Origin of the sequence: Xanthomonas hortorum (assembly GCF_040279205.1) — a bacterium.
In the GTDB taxonomy this organism is placed as follows: Bacteria; Pseudomonadota; Gammaproteobacteria; order Xanthomonadales; family Xanthomonadaceae; genus Xanthomonas; species Xanthomonas hortorum_F.
Genome location: NZ_JBEOLS010000050.1, coordinates 1 through 21133 on the forward strand (window position 1 = coordinate 1; position 21133 = coordinate 21133).

Annotated in this window: 14 protein-coding genes; 7 read left to right on the top strand and 7 right to left on the bottom strand. The window is 65.2% G+C overall.

The window, feature by feature from the left end:
- Positions 1–258 precede the first annotated feature (258 nt).
- The 4 genes from lldD to ABS769_RS17030 form a co-directional block, all read right to left on the bottom strand.
- The gene (lldD, locus tag ABS769_RS17015) at positions 259–1419 is read right to left on the bottom strand and encodes an FMN-dependent L-lactate dehydrogenase LldD (protein WP_350498207.1); all 1161 of its coding nucleotides are present in this window, start codon (positions 1417–1419) and stop codon (positions 259–261) included.
- 233 nt (positions 1420–1652) lie between these two features.
- The gene (locus tag ABS769_RS17020; protein ID WP_317062622.1) at positions 1653–3170 is read right to left on the bottom strand and encodes a carotenoid oxygenase family protein; all 1518 of its coding nucleotides are present in this window, start codon (positions 3168–3170) and stop codon (positions 1653–1655) included.
- A 28-nt stretch (positions 3171–3198) separates the two neighbouring features.
- On the bottom strand, positions 3199–3621 hold the full coding sequence (locus ABS769_RS17025) for a DUF2141 domain-containing protein (protein ID WP_317062621.1): 423 nt from the start codon (positions 3619–3621) through the stop codon (positions 3199–3201).
- Between the two features lie 215 nt (positions 3622–3836).
- Positions 3837–4403: a methyltransferase family protein gene (locus ABS769_RS17030; protein ID WP_317062620.1), complete on the bottom strand. Its 567-nt coding sequence runs from the start codon at positions 4401–4403 to the stop codon at positions 3837–3839.
- Between the two features lie 33 nt (positions 4404–4436).
- Here ABS769_RS17030 and ABS769_RS17035 point away from each other — a divergent pair, with 33 nt between their 5' ends.
- The 3 genes from ABS769_RS17035 to ABS769_RS17045 all read left to right on the top strand — a co-directional run bounded on the left by ABS769_RS17035 (position 4437) and on the right by ABS769_RS17045 (position 7286).
- Entirely contained in the window at positions 4437–5663 is a 1227-nt protein-coding gene (locus ABS769_RS17035; RefSeq protein ID WP_317062619.1) for a sensor histidine kinase, read from the top strand.
- Positions 5660–6292: a response regulator transcription factor gene (locus tag ABS769_RS17040; RefSeq protein WP_229009041.1), complete on the top strand. Its 633-nt coding sequence runs from the start codon at positions 5660–5662 to the stop codon at positions 6290–6292. Before ABS769_RS17035 ends, ABS769_RS17040 begins: the two co-directional genes overlap by 4 nt.
- Positions 6293–6920: 628 nt before the next feature.
- Positions 6921–7286 (top strand): hypothetical protein, encoded by a 366-nt coding sequence (locus ABS769_RS17045; protein ID WP_317062618.1) that lies wholly within the window; start codon positions 6921–6923, stop codon positions 7284–7286.
- Positions 7287–7692: 406 nt separating this feature from the next.
- Here the strand turns inward: ABS769_RS17045 and ABS769_RS17050 are convergent, their stop codons facing one another.
- Positions 7693–8079 (bottom strand): hypothetical protein, encoded by a 387-nt coding sequence (locus ABS769_RS17050; protein ID WP_043911483.1) that lies wholly within the window; start codon positions 8077–8079, stop codon positions 7693–7695.
- Positions 8076–11426 (bottom strand): nSTAND1 domain-containing NTPase, encoded by a 3351-nt coding sequence (locus tag ABS769_RS17055; protein WP_317062616.1) that lies wholly within the window; start codon positions 11424–11426, stop codon positions 8076–8078. Before ABS769_RS17055 ends, ABS769_RS17050 begins: the two co-directional genes overlap by 4 nt.
- A gap of 293 nt (positions 11427–11719) precedes the next feature.
- Between ABS769_RS17055 and fabV the strand changes: the two genes are divergently transcribed.
- Together fabV and ABS769_RS17065 are read left to right on the top strand one after the other, a co-directional pair.
- On the top strand, positions 11720–12928 hold the full coding sequence (gene fabV, locus ABS769_RS17060) for an enoyl-ACP reductase FabV (RefSeq protein WP_317062615.1): 1209 nt from the start codon (positions 11720–11722) through the stop codon (positions 12926–12928).
- Positions 12929–13161: 233 nt separating this feature from the next.
- Positions 13162–13449 carry a hypothetical protein gene (locus tag ABS769_RS17065; protein WP_317062614.1) on the top strand — a complete coding sequence of 96 codons (288 nt, stop codon included), beginning with the start codon at positions 13162–13164 and terminating at the stop codon, positions 13447–13449.
- A 192-nt stretch (positions 13450–13641) separates the two neighbouring features.
- On the opposite strand, the gene ABS769_RS17070 is transcribed toward ABS769_RS17065, so the two are convergent.
- Positions 13642–14664, bottom strand: coding sequence for a sugar kinase (locus ABS769_RS17070; protein WP_317062613.1), 1023 nt, complete (start codon positions 14662–14664; stop codon positions 13642–13644).
- Positions 14665–14951: 287 nt separating this feature from the next.
- Between ABS769_RS17070 and ABS769_RS17075 the strand changes: the two genes are divergently transcribed.
- Positions 14952–17699, top strand: a complete 2748-nt coding sequence (locus tag ABS769_RS17075; protein WP_317062612.1) for a TonB-dependent receptor — start codon at positions 14952–14954, stop codon at positions 17697–17699.
- A 232-nt stretch (positions 17700–17931) separates the two neighbouring features.
- A complete protein-coding gene (locus ABS769_RS17080; protein WP_317062611.1) occupies positions 17932–21132 on the top strand; it encodes a TonB-dependent receptor in 3201 nt (1066 codons plus the stop codon).
- Position 21133 lies beyond the last annotated feature (1 nt).

Sequence of the window (21133 nt, forward strand, 5' to 3'; positions counted from 1 at the left end):
CGCAAAAAAGCGTGCCGGCCAGCGGCCGGCACCTACCGATGAACGCGCCTGAAGGAAACCGCTCAAAGGTCGCGGGTTGAGGCCCTGATCAACACAGTTGCTACACGGACGTACTTGCGGCGTGTCCTGCGATGGTGGGCGGGCAAGGACCCTGCAGCCAAACCGCAGATCATCCGCTCTACAAACGACAGATCCGCGCCGCTTAATCCCCGCAACACAACTGAGATCTCACAGTCTTAACTCCTGATTCGGATCTCATCAAGGCGAAACGGAAGTCTCCCGCGTCACCCGGCTCAACGCATCGCCGCTGATCTCGGCAATCGATCGCGTGCCGGTCAAGGTCATCGCCACGCGCATCTCGCGTTCGATCAGGGTCAGCAGATTCTCCACACCGGCCTGACCACCGGCCGCCAGCGCGTAGACGAACGCACGCCCCAATAGCACCGCATCGGCGCCCAGCGCCAACATGCGCACCACATCCAGCCCGCTGCGTATGCCCGAGTCGGCCAGGATTTTCAGCTCACCTTTCACCGCATCGGCAATCGCCGGCAACGCCCGCGCGCTGGACAGCACGCCGTCGAGCTGGCGCCCACCATGGTTGGACACCACGATGCCGTCGGCCCCGAAGCGCACCGCATCGCGCGCATCGTCCGGGTCCAGGATGCCCTTGATCACCATCGGCCCGGTCCAGAATTCGCGGATCCATTCCAGGTCTTTCCACGAGATCGACGGGTCGAAGTTCGCACCGAGCCAGCCGATGTAGTTCGCCAGCCCGGTCGGGCTGCCGCGATACGCCGAGATGTTGCCGAGATCGTGCGGCTTGCCGAGCAAGCCCACATCCCAGGCCCAGCGCGGATGCGTCACCGCCTGCAGCATGCGCCGCAGTGGCGCGTTGGGCCCGCTCATGCCCGAGTGCGCATCGCGGTAGCGCGCACCCGGTGTGGGCATGTCCACGGTGAACACCAGCGTGGTGACGCCAGCTGCCTGGGCGCGCTCCAGCGCATTGCGCATGAAGCCGCGGTCCTTCAGCACGTAGAGCTGGAACCACATCGGCCGCTCGATCGCCGGCGCCACTTCCTCGATCGGGCACACCGACACCGTGGACAACGTAAACGGGATCCCGCGCGCCGCCGCCGCACACGCCGCCTGCACCTCGCCACGGCGCGCGTACATACCGGTCAGCCCTACCGGCGCCAACGCCACCGGCATCGCCAGCGTCTCGCCGAACAACTCGGTGCTCAGGCTCAGGTCCGACATATTGCGCAGCACCCGCTGGCGCAGCGCGATATCGGCCAGATCGGCGACATTGCGCCGCAAGGTGTGCTCGGCGTAAGCACCGCCATCGATGTAGTGAAACAGGAACGGCGGCAAGCGCGCCTGCGCGGCGGCACGGTAATCGGAAGCGGCAGAAATGATCATCGAAGACGCACGGCAGCTGCGGGGTAGCCGCTGAGTGTAAGACCATCGGTGTGGCGGGTGGACCGCGCTACAGCGTGCCTGGCGCAGCGGCAGGCCGATGCCAGGTGACTGGCGAGATAAACCAATGCGGCACGCTCGGCATGCTGCGCCAGCGGCGCACGCATTGCGGCTGCGGGCAAAGCGATAACAGGCGCCAGCTCAGCTTGCCGCATCACGGGAGGCGGCGCACCGGCTCACCCGGCAGCAGCAAAGTGCCCATGAAATCCCAGCGGCACCGCATACGGCAACCAGGCCTGTGCGATCGGCCCGGCGTCCACGTGGCGTGCATCCAGCACCATCAAGCCGGTGCGCGCACGGGTGGTGTCCAGCACGGTGCCGACCAGCCAACCGTCGTCGGGACGCTCGCTGCCGGGGCGCGGCACGAACACGTGTTCTTCGGCCAGCATGTCCGGCCCGTAGCGGTGCACCTGGCGGCGGTCGCGGTCCAGATCGTAGCTGGCCACCGCGTTGAGGAACGGCGAGGCGGTCGGCCCGTCGATGCACGGCGCATACAGCCGCGCGCCGCGCGTGCCGGGCGTACGCGCATCGAAGGTCGGCAATTCCAGGTTGTCCACCGCATGCGCCTGCCAGTGCGCGCGGCTGTTGCGCAGATCCAGGTGCAGGCTGCGCAGCTGCACCGGTGAGGGCGTGGCCGCCGGGTCGCCGTGCATCGCCGCCCGCAATGGCGAGCGCGCCTCCTCCGGGTCGGTGTGGACCAGCGCCCGCACCACAATACGGTTGCGATGTTCGTAGGCATCGGCGAAGTGATAGGCCACCGCAAAGTCGGCTTCAAACCAGCGCGGTTGGTCCAGCGCATCCTTGGGCACCACCGCAATCCGGCACGGCGCCTCGGGGCTGAAGCGCATCTGCTCGAAGAACGGGCCCTCGCCATCCAGCCGGCGGTAGGGTGCCAGCACGAAGATCAGATGCCGCTGCGTCATCGCAAAGCTGTGCAGGTAGCCCGGCGTGTCGGTCTGCAGCAGTTGCGCGCTGCGCAGCACCGCATCGGCGCCGATGTGCCAGATCAGCACGCCGGTGGCACCGATCACGCCGATCGAGCCGAAGTTCCAGGCGCTGCCATTGCGGTCGATCAGCGGATGCGCCGAGAACGGCATCGCGGCCAGGTCGTCGCGCCAGGTCACCGGGCCGAGCGTGCCCAGGGCATCCGGATCCAGTTCGATCGCCGAGCCGGCTTCCCACAACGCGAACAGGCGCCCGTTGAGCATCGCCACCGAGGTGTTGGCGGTGTTGACGTCGTCGTTGTTGCGCGCCGGTTGCTGGTCCGGCACCGCGGTGCCGGCCGCGCGGTAGAGGAAGCGGCCGGCCTGCTGTTCCTGGGTGAATTTGTGGGTGGCCACCACGCGCGCGTGGTGCTGCACCTGGCCGCCAGCCAGCCGCCAGCGGTGCACCATGCCGTCGCCGTCGAACCAGTGGTCGTAGCGGAAGCCGGCGCGCTCGGTCCACGCCGGGCCGTTGCGGTACAAGCTGCCGGCCAGGCCCTCGGGCAGCGTGCCTTGCAGCGCCACGCGGGTAGGGCCCAGGCTCGCCTGGGTGACGCTGCGCCAGCCCAGCAGCCACGGTGCGCGCTGCTGGCCGGCATGGAACTGCGCCGCCTCCATGGCCTGCGCCGGCAGGCTGCGCAGCGACCAACTGGCCAGCGCGGCACTGCCGGTAGCGGCCAACAGGGACTGCAGGAAGCGGCGTCGTTGCATCCGGATGTCCTCGCGTCTGGGCGGGCTGTCAGCGCATCTCGATGCTGATGCGCTTGCCGCCGGCCGGCAGCTCGAACGCCGCCTCGTCGAAGGTCGGCTTGCGCATCGCGCGCGGATTGTTGCTGAAGCCGTAGCCTTCCACCGGCATGCCGATCAAATTGGTGTCCAGCTTTCCATTGCTGTTTTCGTCGTGATTGATCATCACCGCGTAGCGGCCGGGGGCAAGGTTCTTGAACTGGATGTGCAGCGTAGCGCTGGTGATCGGCACCGTTTGCGCCTGCACCGGCGGCTGTGCGCTTTCCAGCTGCGCGGGTGAGGCGATCACCGCAATGCGCAACTTGCCTTGTTGCGAACGCAGGCCGCTGACGCCCACGTCCAGATCGGCGGCCTGGATGCCGGCGCTGCCGAGCAGGCCGGCGAGTGCGACAACGACGTAGGTGCGGGCAAGCATGCAAGTCTCCTGACACGGGTGGGGGATGCGACGCGTTGGGGGCGATGGTACGCAGCGCCTCGACCCGGCGGCGGTGGTGCCCGTCGCAGATCGCCCCACGCGTGGCTGACCACAGTGCGGCAACACGTCTGCCTGCACGCCACGTGGGCCGAACCCGTGTGCAAGCAGGCGAAGCACTCCTCATCGCAGGCGCCAGACCGCTGCCTTCGCAACCCTCACCACACCAGCGGCAGCAGGCGCCGGCTCTGCGCCGCATACGCCGGGTACGCCACCGGAAACGCGCGCTGCAAGGCGGCTTCTTCGATACGGATGCGGTGCAGGAAGACCCAGGTCACCGGCACCACGATCGCCGCCACCGACAACGCATTGCCCATGCCCAGCGCCAGCCCGTAAAAGGCCAGCAGCGCGCCGGTGTAGGAGGGATGGCGTAGCCAGCGATACGGGCCGCTGCGCACCAGCTGATGATCGGACTGGATGGTCACATCCACCGTGAACCAGCGTGCCAGCACCTGGATGGCCCACACGCGCAACGCCAGCCCGCTGCCGATCAACGCGCAGCCGGCCCACTGCAGCGGCGCGGCCCAGCCCTGCGGCCAATGGGCCAGGCCGCTGTAGGCCAGCACCACCGCAACGGCCACCGCTGCAGACAGCACCCGCCACAAGTGTTGCAGCGTGCCTTGATCGTGCGCGCCACCATCGCTGGCGCGGCGGCGGCTGCTGAGCAGCAGTTCGTAGCCGCCCCAGATCAGATTGAGCGCAAGAAACAGACTGGAAGCAGACATGGCGTGACTCCGTGGCGATGGGATGGGTTGGTCATGCCAGTGTGCGCACGCACCGCATCCACGACAGGGGCCGCAGGTCATCGATCCCACCTGCCGGAAGTCACTTTCTGCATGCGTCCCATTGCCGAGTGGCCGCGCGGCCGTCAGCATCGCCGCATGAACTCTTCCCTGCCGCATCTTTTGCATCCCCTGCGCCTGGCCGGCGCGTTCACCATTGCGGCGGTGGCGTTGTCGTTTATGCCCGACGCCTCACCGCAGAGCGTCTGGCGCTGGGGCGTGCTGGCCGGCTTTACCGCGTTATTTCTGCTGCACACCGTGTTGCCGTCGCTGCATGCGTTGCGCACTGTCGCAACGCTGCTGCAGGCGGTCATGGCGTTGCTGCTGGTCTGGATGGAGCCGCGCGCCGGCACTGCCCCGGTGCTGCTGGTCATGCTGGTGGCGCAGGCGGGGATGACCTGGCCGCCGTTGCGCGTGCTGCTGTTGGCGCTGGCGTTGAACGCCGGCATGTATGCGCTGCTAGTGCAGGCCGGGTTCGATCGCGCCTTGTTGATCGTCAGCATCTACGCCGGCTTCCAGGCCTTTGCCGCGCTCACAGCGCATTACGCGCGCAGTGCCGAGCGTGCCCGCGATGCGCTGGCCTACGTCAATGCCGATCTGCTGGCCACCCGCGCGCTGCTGGCCGACAGCGCGCGCGATGCCGAGCGCCTGCGCCTGGCGCGCGAGTTGCACGACGTGGCCGGGCACAAACTCACCGCGATGAGCATCCATCTGCGCTTGCTGCGTGCCGACCCCATGCTGGCGCCGCGCCAGGAACTGGCGATGCTGGAAGGCCTTGCGCGTGAGCTGCTGGGCGACATCCGCAGCGTGGTGCAGTCGTTGCGCGACGATGCCGGGCTGGATCTGCACACCGCGCTGCATGCCCTGGCCGCGCCGTTTCCCAAACCGGTGCTGCAGCTGCAGATCGACCCGGCCGTACGCGTGAGCGACCCGCAAATCGCCGAAGCCCTGCTGCGGCTGGTACAGGAAGCGCTGACCAATGCCGCACGCCATGGCGAGGCCGACACCGTGCAGGTGTCGCTGCACACCCATGACGGCCAGCTGCAGATCGACATCCAGGACGATGGCCACTGCGCCGAGCAGATCCGCGAGGGCAACGGCATCGCCGGCATGCGCGAGCGGCTGGCGGCCTTGCATGGCCACCTGCAACTTGGCCGCGCCGCGCACGGCGGCATGCAGTTGACCGCGAGGTTGCCGGCATGAGCGCGCGCCGTATCGCATTGGCCGATGACCAGGTGCTGGTCCGCGCCGGATTGCGCGCGCTGTTGCAGCAGCAGGGCGTGGAGGTGGTCTGCGAGGCCGACGACGGCCAGGGCCTGCTGGACGCGCTCGTCATCAACACGGTGGACGTGGTGCTCAGCGACATCCGCATGCCCGGCCTGGATGGTATCCAGGCGCTGCAGCAATTGCGCGACCGGGGCGACCGCACGCCGGTGCTGCTGCTCACCACCTTCGACGACAGCGACCTTCTGCTGCGGGCGACCGAGGCCGGCGCGCAAGGTTTCCTGCTCAAGGACGCCGCCCCGGAAGACCTGCGCGAGGCGATCGAGCGGGTGGCCAACGGCGAGACCCTGCTGCAGCCGGTCAGCACCGACCCGGTGCGCGCCCGCTACCAGTTCCGCGACCAGCAGCCCCCGCGCGAGACCTTCAGCGAGCGCGAGGTGGCGATCCTGCGCCTGCTCGCCGGTGGCTATTCCAACAAGGAGATCGCCCGCACCCTGTTCCTGGCCGAGGGCACGGTGAAGAACTACGTCTCCACCATCCTGGAAAAGCTCGGCACCCGCGACCGCACGCGCGCGGTGTTGAAGGCGATCACGTTGCGGGTGATTTGAGGGTTGGGGAATCGGGATTGGAAATCGGGATTAGGGATTAGGGATTAGGGAGTCGTAAGAGCGGGGCTGCGGGCGCTGGCAGGGTGAGACCGGCGTTGAAGTCGAGCCGCAAATCGGAAGCCGGAAACCGGGAGCCCCTCTCCCTCCGGGAGAGGGGTTGGGGTGAGGGTACGGGGCGAAGCCACACGTGGAACGAGATGACACGAGGCTTCGCCCGTACCCTCATCCGCCCCTGCGGGGCACCTTCTCCCGGTGGGAGAAGGAACTGCACGTGGCCAGCCGGCTGTGACCAGCCGGGATGGCTTGGCATCTGCCTCCTCGCCTCTAGTCCCCAAGATTCGCCTTCGTCGATGGTGGCGCTAGCCCATTCGCCTCGGCCAAAAGGCGGAGCTCTACGAGACTGTCACCGTCGCACGCAATGGTCAGACACACCGCCACCACTTTGCATGACGCGATCCCATCAGGTTGCATAACTTTGTTTTACAAGGGATTTCCCAGCTTCGGCAGAATCAGCCAACAACCGTAAGGTTGCCGTCAGGTCGCGCGAACGGCCACGCACGAAGGTGATCCGGCGGCCACCAACGCCGCTCGGGGACGCGCCGCGCTCCGGTCTGCCGCGGAGTCCGTCATGCGCCTGGTCCGATACCTGTTCGTGTTGATCGTCGTGCTGTCCACCAGTGCCTGGACGGCACCTACCCAGCCCGAATTGCCGGGCAGCTGGACCCGGGCCGCGCTGTTGACCCAACCCGCCACGGCCGAGCGTGACCTGCGAGTGGCCGTGGGTCGCTGTGATCTGGCAGTGCAGGGACCCGCGGCCGGAGCATGCGATAGCGCGGCCGCCCACTCCGATCAGCGCGGTTGCGCACAGGGCCTGGCGTGTCGGCAAGGGGCAGGGCGCGGAGCTGGCCGTAACGACCGCGACCGCATGCCCAGCGTGCTGGCAACACGCAGCCAGATCAACGTGGCTTTCAGCAACCTGTCTGATCGGGGATGACGGCGCGCAGCTGCCGAAGTCGAATGCGACAGTCGGAATGCGGCACCGCACTGACAGACGCACCGGCAAGCACCCAACCACGGCGGCGTGAGGGAGTGAGGTGAACATGCACGATGGTTCGACGCAGCCTGCAGGCACCACCCACACCGATCGGATGGAGCAATCGGCGATAGGAGCGATGCCACCGCGATCTACGCTGCGCTGCCGCCACCGTTCAACCCAAGCCAGAGGCCACACTCCTGCAGACAGGGGATATGGCGACATGTGTGAATCATGCGAGCGCAACCGGCTGGAGCATCGCAGGACCTGCGGCCACAACGCACAGTGTGCGCCCGCTGCACGGTCCGGCCTGCCAGCGGCGACAACACTGTCTGGCGCAGCCCTGCCAGACAGTGGGGTGTAGGCGTTATCGCGGTGAAATCTTCGGGTCGTTGCCCACCTGCGGGTCGCAGCTAAACAGGATCTTTTTGTCTGTGTCTTCCACCACGAACGAGAGGAAGATCAGCGTCGCGATTTCGTTTCTGTTGATCACCGTTGCGCTGCGGCCATCGATGGCGATCTCGATCGGATGCACGATCTGTTCCTTGGAATCGGTCGTCAGCACACTTCTGATCTGGAAATTGTCCCGAACTTCCTTTGCGAAGCTGTAGACCATGGTCAACGGGCTTTGCCCCTTGCATGCGAGTGCCAGATCCGGAGAGAAGCTGTAGAAATATTTGCTCCCGCCGGTATTTCCGCCGAATCCGACATCTGCAACAGTGAGGGAGATATGGAGTTTTTTCTTGTCCGTCATGACGTGTCCTGTTCCTTGAAAAGCGGGGCATAGAGGGAGATGAACTCCGGGTGGCGGTAGCCCGCTTGATACAGCCATCCGAGCTGTTGCGCGACGACAGCGCGCTGGCCCAGGTGCACCTGGGCGCGAATCCATGGGTCGAGCAGGTCCTTGTCGCGGCTGTTGCCCGCATCCTTGCCAAGCACGCCGAGCGCGCGCTGCCAGGCGTTGCGGGCGTTGTCGGCCTGACCGGCAGCAGCGAGTTGTTCGCCATGCCAGATCAATGCCTGTGCCAGTGCCGACAGACCAAGCAGGTCGTCGGGGTTGGCGCGATGCAAGGCATCCAGCCGCGCGACCAGAGTGTCCATCTCACCATCGACGATGGTGGAATTGGCAGTACGCAGGTGGCTCAGTCTCAACGCGATAATGGCGTCCAGCCATTGCCACTCCGGTATCGGTTGGGTCTGTTGCAGCAGCTCGGTGGTCATCTGGCGAGCCTGCGTCAGGTGCTGCCGGGCCTTGTTGCTGTCTCCATCCAGGCCGGCCACCCAGCCAACCTGAGCATGCGCATGCGCCAGATCGCGGCGCCAGACGACATTTTCCGGCTGTAATGCCACCAGCGTTTGCAGGATGCGCACGCTGTCCTGCGCATCGGTCTGCGCCTGCGTCAGATGACCGCGCGCCAGTGCCAGATTGGAAGTGCGTATCAGCGCCCCTGCCAGTCGCCGCCGCCAGGCATGCGCGTCCGGGTCCGTCTCGACCAGCACGCGCAACATCGCGATCTCTTCGCGATAGCCCTGCTCTGCGGGTGCGAGCAAGCCCTGGGCTTCCTGCGCAAGACTCAACCACGACAAGCTGTCGATCAGCTCATAGCGCACCGAAGTATTGTCAGGCGCGCGTGCAAGCAGTTGCCGCTTGAGTGCGATGGAGCGGGCAAAAAAGCCGATTGCCACATTCGGCTGTCCTTCACTGGTGGCCAGCGTGCCGAAGTTGTTGAGCGCATACGACAACTCCAGCTGCCAGCGCGGATCCTTTGGCGCAGCGCGCACCAAATGTTCGCAGGCAGTCAGGTATTGCGACCAGTATGTGCGCGCCAATGGCAACTGTTTGGCTTGATATGCCAGGTAGCCCAGCCAATACGCCGCCTGGCCCAATTCCGCGTGTGCATCCAACGCATCTGGCGCACGCACACGTGCCTGCTCGGCCGTGGCAGCGGCACGCGTGAATGCCGCATGCGCCTCGTCCAATTTGCCCTGATTCATCAGCACTTCGCCGGTGGTGCGCAGGGCGCGTGCGTGGTTGATCAGATCGCCCGTCTGCATGCTGGCGTTGGGCAGGTCTTCCAGATAGCGCAGCGCGCGGCTGCCCACGCTGTCGAGCAGTTTGAGGTTGCCCACCGTGCGCAATTGCTCGGCCAGATCGCCCAGCATGTAGCTCACCAGTTGCTGGGCCTGGTCGCGGCGTTGCTCGGCCACTTGCTGCGCTTGCCGCGCTTGCCAGCCCAGCAGCATCGAGGCGCTTGCCAGCACCACCAACAACGTCGCCGCCACCGCATACATCCCGCGGCGCTGCCGTTGCGAGCGCTCGCAGGCATGCAGGAACGCGTGATCCACCGCGTCCAACTCCTGGGGCATGCGCCGCGCCGCCTCGCGCGCTTCGCTCAACGGGCGCCCGCTGTTGAGCAGATGATCGGTGCGCCGGCCTTCTGCGGCCCAGCGCTGTGCGGCCAGCTGCAGGCGTTTGTGGGCCTGCAGCTGGCGGCGGTTTTCATGGATCCACTCGGCCGCGCGCGGCCATTGCCGCAGCAAGGCTTCGTGCGCAACCGCAAACCCCGGCTCGCCTGCGACCAGTTCGCTGACGAACAACCGCGCATGCACGAAGGCATCCACCAGCACGCGTGCGGCGCTGTTCTGGGGCAATGCCGACCACAACGCACGCCGCGCGGTTACTGCATCGCTGTCGGGATGGATCACGCTCAGCAACGTCAGCACCTCGCCCAGCGCGGCCTGCGCGGTGGGCGGCAAGGCACGAAAGGTGTGTTCAGCATGGTGCGCCAACGCGCCTTCCAGCCCGCCCAATGCGCGATAGGCCGCAAAGGTCAGCAGGCCATCGTCGCTGCGTTGCGCGTGCAAGGCATGCAACAAGTGCTGCAGCAACGGCAAGGCATCGGGCTGGCGCGCGGTGGCGTCGCGCAGCACATCGTCCAGGCGGCTGGCGCTGTCGCGGTCTTCTTCGAAGCGCAGCCCGGCCATCGCTGCAGGCACGCGGATGATCTGGCCGATCTCGCCATCGCGCGGCGGCAGCAGATCCACATGCCCGTCGCCACGTTTGAGTTCCACGATCTGCGGCAAGGCATCGATCAGGCGCGGATAGAAATCGCTGCGGGTGAGCATCAACACCGCCACCTGCGCGCTGCTGCACAGCGATTGCAATGCGGCAGCCAAGCCGACGCGGTCGGCATCGGTAATACCGGGGGTGGCCACCATCGCTTCGGCATGGTCGATCACCAACAGCAGATGGCGCTGGGTTTGCAGGCTGTCGCGCGCTGGGGCGTTCTGGCGCATCGCCTCGCCGATGGCCGCATGCAGTGGTGCAGGGCGTTGCAACCAATCGGGCAGCAGCGCCGTCTGCGCTGGCGAAAACACCGCGCGCCCGCCCGGCGCCCAGTCGCCAAGTGCGCGTGCCAGCGTGTCGAGGACATCGCCGCCGCGGCATTGCGCCAGGTTGCAGTACGCCACCGCCAACGCTTCCAGACCATCCAGTCCGCCGGGCTGCGACAGCAGCGGCACCACGCCGGCGCGCAGCAATGAGGTCTTGCCGCAGCCGCTGGCACCGCTCACCAGCACCAGCCCGCGTTGGCTGTGCAATTGCGCGCGCAGCGCACCCAGCACCTGCGCAATCGCATGGCTACGGCCGAAAAACACCGCGGCGTGCGCGGGGTCGAACGCCTGCAGCCCCACATACGGGTTGCCGTGTCCCCACACCTGCGTGCCGATCACCGCACCGCGGTAATCCTCGGGAAAGATCACCTTCGGCAGCAGCCGGTAACCGCGCTTGCGGATGGTTTCGATGTAGCGCGGCTGGCGGCTGTCGTCGCCGAGTTTGCGGCGCAGTTGGGCGATGGTCTTGTGCACCGGGTTGTCGCCGTAAAAGCTGCCGTGCCACACCTCGATCAACAACTGCTCGGCGCTGATGACCTCGCCTGCGCGCTCGGCCAACGCGATCAGCACTTCCATCATGCGCGGTTCCAGCGCGATGGCCTGGCCGTCGTCGATCAACGCAAGCCGTTCCGGTTCGACCAGCAATGGCCCAAGCCGAAACCGTGGGACGGAGCTCAGCTGCGTGACGCGCTCGCTTCGAAGAGACATCGCTCAGACACCGGTCGCACAGCTGAAAGGGACCTCGACGATCGCCAACAGGCGCAGCCAGGCACGGCACGGCAGGCGCAAAAAATAGCACAGGCGGCCCGGCAGGAAATCGATGGTGATCGCTGTTCGTTCGCAGCTGTGCGCTGAAGATGCATGCGTTGCACGCCACGCCGTGTGGCGATACCGGCCTCTTCACGCGCATCCATACAGCAGCGTGTGTTGCGCATCAGGCTGTTTCGCGCGCAGCCCACCGATTAAGATGCCGCCAGCATCTTGCTGACGAGGAGTACACGTTGATCATCCATCCCAAAGTGCGCGGCTTCATCTGCACCACCACGCATCCGCTTGGCTGCGAGCGCAATGTGCTTGAGCAGATCGCCGCCACGCGCGCGCACGGCGTGCGCAATGACGGCCCGAAGAAGGTCCTGGTGATTGGCGCGTCCAGCGGCTATGGGCTGGCCTCGCGCATCACCGCCGCGTTCGGCTTCGGTGCCGACACGCTGGGCGTGTTCTTCGAAAAGCCCGGCACAGCCACCAAGGCCGGCACCGCCGGCTGGTACAACTCGGCCGCCTTCGACAAGCATGCCAAGGCCGCGGGTCTGTACAGCAAGTCGATCAATGGCGATGCGTTCTCCGATGCCGCGCGTGCGCAGGTGATCGAGCTGATCAAAAGCGAGATGGGCGGCCAGGTCGACTTGGTGGTGTATTCGCTGGCCTCGCCGGTGCGCAAGCTGCCGGGCACGGGTGAAGTGAAGCGCTCGGCGCTCAAGCCGATCGGCAACACCTACACCGCCACCGCCATCGACACCAACAAGGACGCCATCATCCAGGCCTCGATCGAGCCGGCGACAGAGCAGGAGATCGAAGACACCATCACCGTGATGGGCGGGCAGGATTGGGAATTGTGGATCGACGCGCTGGAAGGCGCCGGCGTGCTGGCCGACGGCGCGCGCAGCGTGGCCTTCAGCTATATCGGCACCGAGATCACCTGGCCGATCTACTGGCATGGCGCACTGGGCAAGGCCAAGGTCGATCTGGACCACACCGCGCAGCGCTTGAACGCGCGCCTGGGCAAGCACGGCGGCAGCGCCAATGTGGCGGTGCTCAAGTCGGTGGTCACCCAGGCCAGCGCGGCGATCCCGGTAATGCCGCTGTATATCTCCATGGTCTACAAGATCATGAAGGAAAAGGGCCTGCACGAAGGCACCATCGACCAGCTGGACCGCCTGTTCCGCGAGCGCCTGTACCGCGAAGACGGCCAGCCTGCCGACGTGGACGACGAAAACCGCCTGCGCCTGGACGACTGGGAACTGCGCGACGACGTGCAGGACGCCTGCAAGGCGCTGTGGCCGCAGGTCACCACCGAGAACCTGTTCGCACTTACCGATTACGCCGGCTACAAGCACGAATTCCTCAAGCTGTTCGGCTTCGAGCGTGACGATGTGGATTACGACGCCGATGTGGATCCGGACGTGAGGTTCGATTGCATCGAGTTGGGCTGAGAATCGGGAATCGGGAGTGGGGAATCGGAAAAGCCGTGGCGGCTTGGCACGCTGGTTGTGCAGTACGCAGTGCTTTGACTGTTTCCGACTCCCGACTCCATCCCAATGCCAAATCCCGGCGCTAAAGGTCAAGACGCCGCTATGAATCGCTGGCTTTCGTGTCGATCACTGGATCGGCAGGGACGTGGCTTGATTGTTGAACCACATCCACACTGCATGGAGCGCACGAGGTCATGGACAAACTGATCGCCTTTCTGGTGCTGGCCCTCTTGGTCAGCGTGACCTGTGCCGTGCTGCTGCGTTTCGTCAAGCTGCACGGCTCGCTGAAAGCAATCGTCAATGTGGTGATCACCACGGCCGTCGTCTGCGCCGTGGTCATGAAGGACGGCTCGGCGCCAGACTTTCAGTTCGCCCTGATGATCACGCTGTTTTTCAGCGTACCGGCCTCGCTGTGTGTGGTCCTGCTGAGCGCAGCGCTGAAATGGAGCATCAACAAACGCCGCGCACCTGCGCCCGCCTGAAACGCGTGAGCTCAGCGAGCAACACGTAGCAAGCATCTGCCCGCGCCCGCGATCGCGCATCACATCGCACAATCGCGTGTCAGTTCCGAGCGCACCGCGCGCTGTTAGCAACAAACCTGGATAGAGCGCTGAAAGCCAGCGCTCTTACATGCTCTTACGATTCCCCAATCCCGACTCCCCAATCCCAGCTTTTCACCGCCTCACATCAAACCGCGCATCGCCCACACAGGCTTGCACATCGGCCACCGACAGCGGATTGAAATCGCCCGGAATCGAGTGCTTCAGGCAACCCGCCGCCAGGCCGAAGCGCACCGTGTCGTCCAGCGACCAGCCTTCGATCAGGCCGTGCAGCACGCCGGCCGCAAACGCGTCGCCGCCGCCGATGCGGTCGATGATCGGGGTCAGTTCTTCGCTGGGCGCACGTGCCACTTCACCGCTGCGCGGCACCAGCATCGCGCCCAGGCTGTGGTGGTCCACGTTGTGCGCCACGCGCTGCGTGCAGGCCATCAATTGCAGTTGCGGGAATGCGGCGAAGGCCTGCTGCGCGGCGGCTTCCACGCGCGCTTCCAGCGTGTCCTGCGGGAACTCGCCACCGAGCACCACACCGATATCGCGGTAATCGGCAAACACCACATCCGCACAGTCGAACAGCTGGCGCAGGATGCCGCGCGCATCGCCCTGCCAGCGCTGCCATAACTTGGGCCGGTAGTTACCGTCGAACGAGACCTTGACCCCGGCCGCACGCGCCGCGCGTGCCGCCGCCAGCGTGGCCTGCGCCACATCGGCGCCCAGCGCCGGGCTGACCCCGGACAGGTGCAGCCATTGCACGTCCTCAAGCAGGCGCGGCCAGTCGTAGGCATCGGCCGGCGCCAGTGCAAACGCCGAATCGGCGCGGTCGTAGACCACCTCGCTGGGCCGATGGATCGCACCGGTGGTCAAAAAGTACAGGCCCATGCGGCCGTCCACGCGCCGCACATGCCGCGTGTCCACATCGTGCCGCCGTAGTTCGCCCAGCACTGCCGCACCCAGCGGGTTGTCCGCCACCGTGCTGACCATGGCCACCTCGTGGCCGAAATGCGCCAGCGACACGCCAACGTTGGCCTCCGCCCCACCGCAATGCACATCCAGCCGAGGCTGCTGCAGCAGCAGCTCGTGACCAGGCGCCCCCAGGCGCAACAACAACTCTCCAAAGCACAGGATACGGGCACGACTCATGCGGCAATTACCTCGGCTGTGTGGTGCGTCACGGGGTGGGGAGACCGGGACGCGTCAGGATGACCATCGGTGTCATTCTAGCCGTCGTGATAGACGGCCAATCACAAGAATAATGCGACGTGTAGGGGCTGGTTGCACCCCTTTTGTGCAAATTAGGTGAGGTTTTCTGCTGCGCTGCAAGATGTTGAACGGTGATTCAGCTGGTAACGTCGTTTTGACCAGCGGTGTCATTACCGCCCACACCCCCGCTATTTCACGTTGTTCATGGACCCTTGGGAGGGGAGGACATGCAATTTCGGACCACCAACCGGAAGACACCGGTTACCTTGCTTGCACTGTCGATCGGCCTTGCGCTGAGCGGCCATGCGGCTGCACAGGACGCCGCCCAGGCACCCACCGAGCCAACGGTCGACCTCGACGCTGTCACCGTCACCGGCTATCGCGCCTCGGTGGAAAAGGCCCTGGACATCAAGCGCGGCGAAGCCGGCGTGGTCGATGCCATTGTCGCTGAGGACATTGGCAAGTTCCCCGACCTCAACCTGGCCGAATCGCTGCAGCGCATCCCCGGCGTGGTGATCACCCGCGATGCCGGCGAAGGCCGCAATATCTCGGTGCGCGGCTTAGGCCCGGACTTCACCCGCGTGCGCGTCAACGGCATGGAAGCGCTCACCACGGTGGGCGGTTCGGACCAGTCCGGCGGCTCCAACCGTGGCCGCGGCTTCGACTTCAACGTGTTCGCCTCGGACCTGTTCACCCAGTTGATCGTGCGCAAGACCGCGCAGGCCGATGTGGAAGAAGGCTCGCTGGGCGCCACGGTCGACCTGCGTACCGCGCGCCCGTTCGATTACGAAGGCCTCACCATCGCCGCCAGCGGCCAGGCCGCCTACAACGCGATGTCCGAGAAGGCCAACCCGCGCGTGGCCGGCCTGATCTCCAACACCTGGGCCGACAACACCTTCGGCGCCCTGGTGTCGGTGGCCTACACCGAGCGCGAGCTGCTGGAAGAAGGCAGCAACAGCGGTCGCTGGGCCAATGGCCCGAGCAACGGCAACTTCGCCGCCAGCCCGGCGTTCCCGCAGGCGCGCGATGCCAACGTGTTCCATCCGCGCTTCCCGCGCTACACCTTGATGGAGCACAAGCAGGAGCGCATCGGCGTGACCAGCTCGCTGCAGTGGGCTCCGAGCGATTCCACCGAGTTCTCGCTGGACGGTCTGTATTCCAAGATCGACGCCAAGCGCAGCGAGAACTATATCGAAGCGATCTCCTTCAGCCGTGGCGCCGCACAGGGCGGCAAGCCGCAGACCATCGTCAATGATGGCTTCATCGACCCGGCCACCGGCGCGATGCTGTACGGCAATTTCGACAACGTCGACGTGCGCTCGGAAAACCGTTACGACGAATGGAACACCGTCTTCAAGCAGCTCTCGTTGACCGGCGAGCATCGCTTCAGCGACGTGTTCAAGATCAGCGGCATGGTCGGTACCTCGAGCTCCAAGCACGAGAACCCGATCCAGACCACGGTGATCATGGACAAGCTCAACGTCGATGGGTATTCCTACGACTACCGCGGCAACAGCCGCAAGCCGGTGTTCAACTACGGCATCAACCCCACCGACCCCAATGGCTGGACCCTGGCCGAACTGCGCCTGCGTCCGCAACAGGTGCAAAACGACTTCGACACCGGCAGCCTGGATTTCGACTGGAGCGTGAGCCCCGGGTTCCGTCTGAAGGGTGGCGTGCTGGCCAAGAACTACACCTTCTCCACCAAGGAATTCCGCCGCGCTTCCGAAGTGGCGGTGCCCACCTTCGCCGATGGCACCCGCATCGTGCCGGCCGACCTGACCGAGCAAACCGGATTGAGCGCCATCAAGGGCACGCCCAACACCTGGGTGGTGCCGAATCTGGATGCGGTGGCCGATGCGCTGGGCATCTATAGCGGCACCGGCACCTTTGCGCTGGCCGAGCGTGCGGTGAACACCCGCAGCGTCACCGAGCAGGATCGCGGTGCGTATCTGCAGGGCGATTTCTCCTTCGATATCGGCGCGATCCCGTTCTCCGGCAATCTGGGCGTGCGTTATGTGCGCACCAAGCAGGAGTCCACCGGCTTTGCCACTGTCGGCTCCGCACTCGTGCAGACCACCGCCGAGCGCGAATACAACAACACGCTGCCCTCGATGAACCTGGTGGCCGAAGTCAGCCCGGATTTTCTGGTGCGCTTCGGTGCGGCCAAGGTGATGTCGCGTCCGGGCCTGGGTAGCCTGACGCCGGGTGTCACTGTCAACGTCAGCGGCGGCGCGCGCACAGTGAGTGGCGGCAACCCGAATCTGGACCCGATTCTGGCCGACACCTACGACCTGGGCTTCGAGTGGTACTTCCAGGAAGGCGCCTTGCTGGGCCTTGGGCTGTTCTACAAGGACATCGAAAGCTTCGTGCAGACCGCACGCGAGGTACGTCCGTACTCCTCCAGCGGCCTGCCGGTGAGCCTGCTCGACGGTACCGGCGCCGGCGTCAACGACGACTTCGTCTTCAGCGTGCCGCTCAATACGCCCGGTGGCGATCTCAAGGGTCTGGAAGCCAACTACACCCAGCCCTTCAGCTGGTTGCCGGGCGTCTGGAGCAATCTGGGTATCCAGCTCAACTACACCTACGTCGATTCGCAGATCCAGTATCTGACCACCAGCGGCGCGGCATCGCTGGAAACCGATCTCACCGGTCTGTCGAAGAATGCGTACAACGCCACGCTGTTCTACGAGGGCGAAAAGTTCGCCGGGCGCGTGTCGGCCACGCATCGCGACGATTATCTGACCCAGGTGCCGGCGACCGAAACCGGCTTCGACGTGCACGGCATGAAGGCCACCACGATGATCGACGCCTCGCTGCGCTACAAGTTCGACGACAAGATCGAGCTGAGCCTGGAAGGCATCAACCTGACCAACGAAGTGGCCGACGAATGGGTCGGTGCGGCCGCGCAGTTGCCGCTGCAATACAGCGAAACCGGCCGGCAATTCCTGCTGGGCGTGCGCTACAAGTTCTAACCGCTGTCCGCCCGCTGCGCACGCGCGCAGCGGGCCTTTATTCCAACGCTTGATCGCCTTGTATGCGGTGCATTGGTGCACGCATGCAACGCGGTGGGCGTGATGTTTGAAAGCCTCCAGCAACTCTGTCGTGCGCGGTTGCGCAGCAGGTGTGTTGGTCGCTCATTGCGACGCCATGGCCTTGGGGGGCTGAGCGCGTCATTGCAGCCTGTGCCATGGAGAGAGCCGCATCATGCAAGCCCGTTCGTGTCGTCCTGCCCATGCGGCAGGCGCCTGCCTGTCCGCCGCGCGTCTGTCGGTGGCCATCGTCCTGGCCTTGCACGGTGCCGGCGCTGCCGCGCAAACCGTCGGCCCGTCGACCACACCTACCGATGCGGTGGACCTGGACCGCGTGCAGGTCAAGGCCACCTATCGCGAAAGCCTGCAGCAATCGCTCGATGCCAAGCGCTATAGCGTGGAGCAGGTGGATGCGATCTATGCCGAAGACATCGGCAAGTTTCCCGATCTGAATCTGGCCGAATCGATGCAACGCATCGCCGGTGTCTCCATCGACCGCGAAGGCGGCGAGGGCAAGCAGATCTCTGTGCGCGGCCTGGGCTCGGATTTCACCCGCGTGCGCATCAACGGCCTTGAGGCGTTGGCCACCGCAGGCAGCGGCAGCGATGGCGTCAACCGCAGCCGCGGTTTCGACTTCAATACCTTTGCCTCGGAACTTTTCAGCCGCGTCACCATCAGCAAGACCCAATCGGCGCAGATGGACGAAGGCTCATTGGGTGCCACCGTCGACCTACGCGGCTCGCGCCCGTTCGACTTTGATGGCTTCGAAGCCGCTGCCTCAACGCAATACGGCTACAACGATCTCTCGCGCGAAAAGGACCCGCGGTTCTCCGGCCTGATCAGCAACATCTGGGCCGATGGCCGCGTTGGCGCCTTGATGTCGGTGTCCTACAGCGAACGCCACTTGCGCGAGGAAGGCTACAACCCGGTGCGCTGGGAGCACGGCAACTACCGCAACTCCAACCAGAGCACCGCCACCAACAACGGCACCTACGGCTTTTGTTCGCCGGTGGGCTACAACCCGCAGACACCGCGCAACCCGCTGGCCAACGAAACCCCGGCCGGGGTCGGCTCGCAGGCCAACCAGGACCGCAACAACGGCTGGGGCAGCTACGGCATCAGCGCCGCCAATTGCGGCACCGGCATCGCGCGCCCGGCCAACACGCCGGAGAACATCCAGGCCTACGAAACCGCCACCGATGCGTGGATTCCGCGCTACCCGCGCTATATCCGCACCGATCACGAGATCAAACGGCTGGGCGTCACCGGCGCGCTGCAATTCAAGGTCAGCGACGACACGCTGCTGAACTTCGACATGCTGTATTCCAAGCTGGACAAGGACCAGCGCGAAGACTCGGTCGGCGCCAACCTGCACCGCACCGCCAACTTCGGCGGCAAGACCCAGATCGCCGTGCGCGAGGCGCAGGTGGACGACCAGAACCGCCTCACCTATGGCGTGTTCGACAACGTCGACTTCCGCACCGAATCCAGCAACATCGAAGAATCCACCGAGTTCAAGCAGTTCAGTCTGGATCTGCAGCACCGCTTCAACGACCAGGTGCGCGTCAATGCATTGGTCGGCCACTCGACCTCGGACTACGAGCGCCCCGAGTTTTCGATGGTGAGTTTCGACAACACCAATCTCGATGGTTTTGTGCTCGACCGGCGCAATGGTGGCGATTACCCCAGCATGAGTTTCCCGTTCGACGCGGGTAACCCGAATAACTGGCAGTGGCTGGGCTACGGCGCAGTGCCGGTCAACAGCAACGGCACCGCGCGCGGCACCAACATCAGCGAGGTGCGGCTCAACCCGCAGTCGGTGGGCAACACCTTCGACACCGCCAAGGTGGATCTGGAATTCAACATCAGCCCCACCTTCACCTTTCGCACCGGGCTGGCCTACAAGAACTACGACATGGACACGTCGGAGTCGCGCAACATCTCCTACGGGCGACTGGCGCAGGCACTGCCGGCCGGTGTGGGCGTGGGTGACCTGAGCACCAACCTGGACGGCTTCGGCCGCAGCTTGAACGGCAGCTTCCCCACCACCTGGGTGATTCCGGATTTCCAGAAGGTCGCCGACCTGCTCAACATCAATTGCGACTGCGACACCGGCGTGCCCGGTGGCGACTACCGGCTGGCCGATGTCGGCCACTTCGGCTCGTCCAACAACAATTTCGCCGTCAACGAAAAGAGCCTGGGCACCTACCTGCAGCTGGACTTCAACACCGACCTGTGGGGCCGCGCGCTGCGCGGCAACCTGGGCGTGCGCTATGTGCAGACGCAGATCGCCGCCAGCGGCTATGCGCCGTGCACGGCCACTGCCGCTGGTGCGATTTCGCCCAACTGCCAGTCGTTCTTCGGCGTGGCCAGCGCCACCGCCGCGGCCGGCGAGCGCCTGCTGGTGCCCACCACCGTCAACCACAACTACCGCGACATCCTGCCCTCGTTGAACCTGTCCTGGGATGTCAGCGACGAGGTGGTGTTGCGCTTCGGCGCGGCCAAGACCATGGCGCGCCCCACGCTGGCGTATCTGTCGCCCAGCGTCAGCGGCGGCCCCACCCAGTATTTCGACGACGGGCGCTTTTTCTCGATCAACCTGGGCAACCCCAAGCTGGACCCGTTCCGCTCCACCAACTACGACCTCAGCGCCGAGTGGTATTTCCGCGAGGGCTCGCTGCTGTCGGCGGCGGTGTTCTACAAGGACATCGACAGCTACGTCCAGCGCACCCGCGTGCTCAGTACCTGGGAAGCGATGGGCTACTCGCTGGACCTGCTGCCGGCTGGCTTCACGCCGGACACCATCTTCAACGTGCAGAGCTACTTCAACACGCCCGGCGGCCCGCTCAAGGGCTTCGAGCTGACCTACCAGCAGGCCTTCGACTTCTTGCCCGGCTTCTGGCGCAACTTCGGCGTGCAGCTCAACTACACCCAGGTCGATTCCAAGATCAATTACCTGTTCAGTACCGCAGGCAGCAGCAATACCAGCATCACCACCACCGCCACCGAGCGCGACCTGCTCAACCTCTCGCCGCAGTCCTACAACGCCACTGTCTATTACGACGACGGCCGCTTCAGTGCGCGCGTGTCCACCAGTTATCGCGATGGCTACATCAACAACATCCTCGCCCAAGAAGACGTCTACGACCTGGACGGCAAGCGCCTGGCCACGGCCGACGTGACCGGCAAATACAGCGTGGAAAACGTGGATTTCAACATGTCCTACAAGCTCAACGACCAGCTGTCGCTGACCTTCGAGGCCATCAACCTGCTCGACACCCCCGACCGCCGCTACGTCGATTCCACGCTGGAACTGCCCGACAAGTACACCGTCACCGGGCGCCAGTACTACATCGGCGCGCGCTACAAGTTCTGAC